The 4,610-nt window shown below is 70.1% G+C and carries 5 protein-coding genes; 3 read left to right on the top strand and 2 right to left on the bottom strand.

Annotated elements, in window-relative coordinates; genetic code table 11:
* Nucleotides 1-722: GNAT family N-acetyltransferase (locus tag VFN12_RS04005; protein WP_325117299.1), on the bottom strand; the 722-nt coding region annotated here is incomplete at its 3' end.
* A gap of 179 nt (nucleotides 723-901) precedes the next feature.
* Between VFN12_RS04005 and VFN12_RS04000 the strand changes: the two genes are divergently transcribed.
* Both VFN12_RS04000 and VFN12_RS03995 read left to right on the top strand, forming a co-directional pair.
* Nucleotides 902-1,666 carry a 3-hydroxybutyrate dehydrogenase gene (locus VFN12_RS04000; RefSeq protein ID WP_325117298.1) on the top strand — a complete coding sequence of 255 codons (765 nt, stop codon included), beginning with the start codon at nucleotides 902-904 and terminating at the stop codon, nucleotides 1,664-1,666.
* A 10-nt stretch (nucleotides 1,667-1,676) separates the two neighbouring features.
* On the top strand, nucleotides 1,677-3,059 hold the full coding sequence (locus VFN12_RS03995; RefSeq protein WP_325117297.1) for an MFS transporter: 1,383 nt from the start codon (nucleotides 1,677-1,679) through the stop codon (nucleotides 3,057-3,059).
* Here VFN12_RS03995 and VFN12_RS03990 read toward each other — a convergent pair.
* On the bottom strand, nucleotides 3,039-3,821 hold the full coding sequence (locus VFN12_RS03990) for an inositol monophosphatase (RefSeq protein WP_325117296.1): 783 nt from the start codon (nucleotides 3,819-3,821) through the stop codon (nucleotides 3,039-3,041). The genes VFN12_RS03995 and VFN12_RS03990 overlap by 21 nt on opposite strands.
* A gap of 97 nt (nucleotides 3,822-3,918) precedes the next feature.
* Between VFN12_RS03990 and VFN12_RS03985 the strand changes: the two genes are divergently transcribed.
* A partial coding sequence (locus VFN12_RS03985) for a M14 family zinc carboxypeptidase (protein ID WP_325117295.1) occupies nucleotides 3,919-4,610 on the top strand: 692 nt, incomplete at its 3' end.

Genomic DNA, 4,610 nt, shown 5'->3' with positions numbered 1-4,610 from the left:
GAGGTGTCGAGCCGCATGAACCGGTAGCCGCGCTCGCGGGCAAGCCTGGCCCGGTGGGCGACGGTGGCGCGGTAGAGGCCCCGGCGCCGCCACTCGGGCAGCGTCGAGCCGCCCCACATGCTGGCGAAGTCGGTGCCGGTCGAGTAGCGCAGCCACCCGGCACAGAGCACGGGCCCCTCCGCGGACTCCTCGACGACGACCACGTCCAGGGCGTCTGGGTTGGCCTGCATCTCCCGCCTCAGCGATCCGTCGCCCCGACCCGGTCCCCAGATCGTCTTCATCAGGTCATCGATCCGGGCCAGGTCGGCGTCGCTCGTCACCGCCCGCATCCGGACGCCCGGTGGAAGCTCGACGTCGTGGATCAACCCACCGACCTCGCCGAGCACCAGGGTCTCGGGGTCCTCGGCCACGAAGCCGGCCGCCATGAGCCGGTCGGTGAGGTCGGCGGGCTGGTCGTAGGAGTAGGTCTTCCACTCGACCTTCTCGCGCCGTCCGGTGAAGAAGTCGACCTGTCGGTCGATCCAGTGGCCCGGGTCGTCGCCGAGGCCCCGGGGGCACTCGACCATGCAGTACGACGCGCCGGGGTGCTCCGGGTAGCGACGGACCACCGGGCCGTCGGTGTCCTGCACGATGCCGGGGGTCGGCTCGTCCTCCCGGCCGCCCAGCCGGATCTGGCGGTGGAAGTGGTCCAGGAGCTGCTGGTCGCTGAGGTCGGGAGTCATCGGCGCCGAGCGAACCACCCGCCCGAGGTCGGCGGCAACTCACGTCCGCCCTCCGATCGGGTGAGACGGGTCAGGGGTCCCCACGTGTGCCCAGGTTGCCGTCTCCCACACATTGTTGGACCGATTGTGTGTGTGCGGGACATGTCGCCATTTGTGCACCTGCACCTAACGTGTGCCGCATGCCACAGCCCCCTGCCGCCTCCACGCTCGACGGTCGCCGTGCCCTGGTGACCGGCGGTGCCAGCGGCATCGGGGCGGCAGTGGCGACGAGGCTGGCCGAGCTCGGCGCGCAGGTCACGGTGCTCGACCGTGACGAGGAGCAGGCCGCCGACGTGGCGGCGACCATCGGGGGCGACCACGCCGGTATCGACCTCACCGACGGTGACGCGATCGACGCCCTCGACGTCGACGCCGACATCCTCGTCAACTCGGCCGGTATCCAGCACGTCGCCCCGCTCGAGGACTTCGAGCCCGATCGGTTCCGCCTGATCCACCGGCTCATGCTCGAGGCTCCGTTCCGGCTCACCCGGCGGCTGCTGCCCGGGATGTACGACCGCGGTTTCGGTCGGGTCGTCCACATCTCCAGCGTCCACGGCCACCGCGCGTCGCCGTACAAGTCGGCGTACGTCAGCGCCAAGCACGGGCTCGAAGGGCTCTCCAAGGTCATCGCGCTCGAAGGGTCCGGGCGCGGCGTCACCAGCAACACCGTGTGCCCCGGTTACGTGCGGACCCCGCTCGTGGAAGGCCAGATCGCCGACCAGGCGCGGACCCACGGCATCGGTGAATCAGAAGTGCTCGACCGGGTACTGCTGGCGAAGACGCCAGTGCAACGTCTGGTCGAGCCCACGGAGGTGGCCGACCTGGTCTGCTTCCTCTGTGGCCCAGGGACCGATTCGATCACCGGATCGGCGTTCGTGATGGATGGCGGCTGGACCGCCGCCTGAAAGGAAGAACATGTCCACCCAGTCACTCCCGGTCGAGCAACGCTCCAACCGCTCGATCGTCAAGGTCGTCTTCGCCAGCCTCGTCGGCACCGCCGTCGAGTGGTACGACTTCTTCCTCTACGGCTCGGCCGCCGCACTGGTGTTCGGCACGCTGTTCTTCCCGGAGGCGGACCCGGTCAACGCGACCCTGCTCGCGTTCGGGACGTACGCCGTCGGCTTCGCCGCCCGCCCGCTCGGCGGCATCGTCTTCGGCCACTTCGGTGACCGGGTCGGTCGCAAGAAGATGCTGATCGCGGCGCTCATGCTGATGGGAGTCGCGACGTTCGCGATCGGACTGCTGCCGACGTACGCCACCATCGGCATCGCCGCCCCGATCCTGCTGCTGGTCTGCCGGCTGGCCCAGGGCTTCGCCGTCGGCGGCGAGTGGGGTGGCGCGGTCCTGATGGCCGCCGAGCACGGTGACGAGGCTCGCCGCGGCTACTGGTCCTCGTGGCCGCAGGCCGGGGTGCCGCTGGGCAACCTCCTCGCCACCGGCGTCCTCTTCGCGCTCGCGGCGTTGCAGAGCGACGCGGACTTCGAGGCCTGGGGCTGGCGGATCCCGTTCCTGCTGTCCGCGGTCCTCGTGCTGATCGGCCTCTACGTGCGGCTCCAGATCGAGGAGTCGCCGGTGTTCAAGGAGGCTCACGCCGAGATCGCGGAGAAGAAGCAGGCGGAGTCCCACATGCCGCTGGTCGAGGTGATCAAGACCTACCCCAAGGAGGTCCTGATCGCGATGGGGATGCGGATGGCGGAGAACATCTCCTACTACATCTTCACCATCGTCGTGCTGGCCTACGCGACCGACTTCCTGGGCGTGGGCACGGACCTGATCCTCAAGATGCTGCTCATCGGTGCGGCCATCCAGTTCTGCCTGGTGCCCGCGCTGGGGGCGCTGTCGGACCGGGTCGGGCGCCGCCCGCTCTACCTCGCCGGAGCCGTCGGCGTCGGTGTGTGGTCGTTCGTCTTCTTCGGACTGATCGAGTCACAGAGCTCCGGGAAGGTGTTCCTCGCGGTGGTGGTCGGGCTGTTCTTCCACTCCCTGATGTACGCCCCGCAGGCGGCGTTCTTCTCCGAGCTGTTCGGCACCTCGGTGCGCTACACCGGCGCCTCCGTGGGCTACCAGCTGGCGTCGATCTTCGCCGGCGCCCTGGCCCCGATCATCGCCACCGCGATCCTCAAGGCCAACGACGGCGACCCGACCGGCATCGGTGTCTACGTCTCGATCGCCTCGGTGATCAGCGTCATCGCGGTGCTGGTGGCGAAGGAGACCCGCGGAACGTCCCTGCGCCACGACCGCGTCGTCCGCGACGCCCACGGCGCAACGGACCCGGTGTCACCTGCCGGGAAGGTCTGACAGGAGCCCCTGCACCAGGTCGTACGTCGTCCGGTCGGCCGCGGCAACGAGGCCGGCCGGACGCGGCGCCTGGGGGGCGTAGGTCACCCCGTCGGACGTGCCGAGGAAGCATCCGGCCTCCGAGAGCAGCAGCGACCCCGGAGCGTGGTCCCAGGGGCTGGACTTGTGGTACAGCGCGTAGTCGGCGGCGCCCTCGACCAGCTTCGGGTAGTCGACGCCGCAGCACACCCAGGTGAGGTCCAGCTTGGCCAGCGCGCCGAGCGCGCGGCCGACCCAGGACCGTCGTGACGTCACGCCGCGCAGCGCCTCGCCCAGTGGCGGTCGCTCGAGCCGCTCGCCGTTGCGCCACGCGCCGGCGCCCAGCTCGGCGACGTAGGAGAGCTGGTGCTGGGGCTGCCAGATCCATGACCGCACCACGGCGCCGGAACGGATCTCGGCCACCATCACCGCGTGGTCGGGAGAGCCGTGGACGAAGTTCCGGGTGCCGTCGACGGGATCCACGGTGAACGCGTGATCGGCCGCGCGATACCGCTCCTCGAGGGTCGGGTCACCCGCTTCGGCCTCCTCGCCCAGCACCAGGGCGTCGGGGTAGGACGCGGTCAGGGCCTTGGTGATCAGGGCCTCGGCCTCCCGGTCGGCGACCGTGACCAGGTCGCCGGGGTTCTTCTCCACGACCTCCTCGGAGGCGAGGTCGCGGAACCTCGGGCTGATCACCTCGTCCGCGACATCCTGCAGCAGGGTCAGTACGGCGTCGGTGTCCACGAGGTCCAGCCTAGGGACCTTGACATGTGAGCCACGTCACGTAGGTTGTCTTGCGGCCACGGAGGGTGGCTGCGCATCTCATTCTCGGGAGCTCTTGATGCATCGACGTGTCCTCGCATGCCTGGTCGTCCTCGTCGTCCTCGGTGGCCTGGGCGCCCCCGCCACGTCCCAGGCCGAGCCCGGCCGAGCCGCGGAACGCAGCGGTCGGGGGCTGGAGGTGTACGTCGGCCAGGTCGACCCCTCGGACCTCGGGAAGCTGGCCCTCGCCGGGCTCGACCACGAGGACGTCGCCACCGGTCAGGCGCCCGACGGCAAGGTCGCGGTCGAGGTCGTGATGAACGGCCGGCAGGCGGCCGCCCTGGCGAAGGACGGCGTCGAGCTGTCGGTCAAGCGGATCAACGGCAAGCCCGCCTCACTGGTCGCCGCGGCGCAGAACGACGCCGGCTACGAGGGGTTCCGCTCGTGGAGCGAGCCGGGCGGCATCGCCGACGAGCTGCGCGACACAGCGGCCGCCAACCCTGGGCTCGCCAAGCTGGTTCCGTTCGGGACCACGGTCCAGGGCCAGGAGATGCTGGCCGTCAAGGTCACCAACAACGCCAACCAGGTCGCCGACGGCTCCCGGCCGGCGGTGATGTACCTCGGTGCGCAGCACGCCCGCGAGTGGATCACCCCCGAGATGGTGCGGCGGCTGATGCACCACTACATCGACAACTACGGCAGCGACGACCAGATCACGCGGCTCCTCGACACCACCGAGCTGTGGTTCGTCCCGGTCGCCAACCCCGACGG

The sequence above is a fragment of the Nocardioides sp. genome (assembly GCF_035703625.1).
GTDB lineage: Bacteria > Actinomycetota > Actinomycetes > Propionibacteriales > Nocardioidaceae > Nocardioides.
The sequence above is the reverse complement of the archived record's forward strand: the minus strand, read 5'-3'. Positions and strand labels throughout refer to the sequence as shown.

Bases quoted from the DNA above. Each gene is read 5' to 3' on its own strand.
- VFN12_RS04000 (WP_325117298.1), top strand. From the start codon at position 902: ATGCCACAGCCCCCTGCCGCCTCCACGCTCGACGGTCGCCGTGCCCTG.
- VFN12_RS03995 (WP_325117297.1), top strand. From the start codon at position 1,677: ATGTCCACCCAGTCACTCCCGGTCGAGCAACGCTCCAACCGCTCGATC.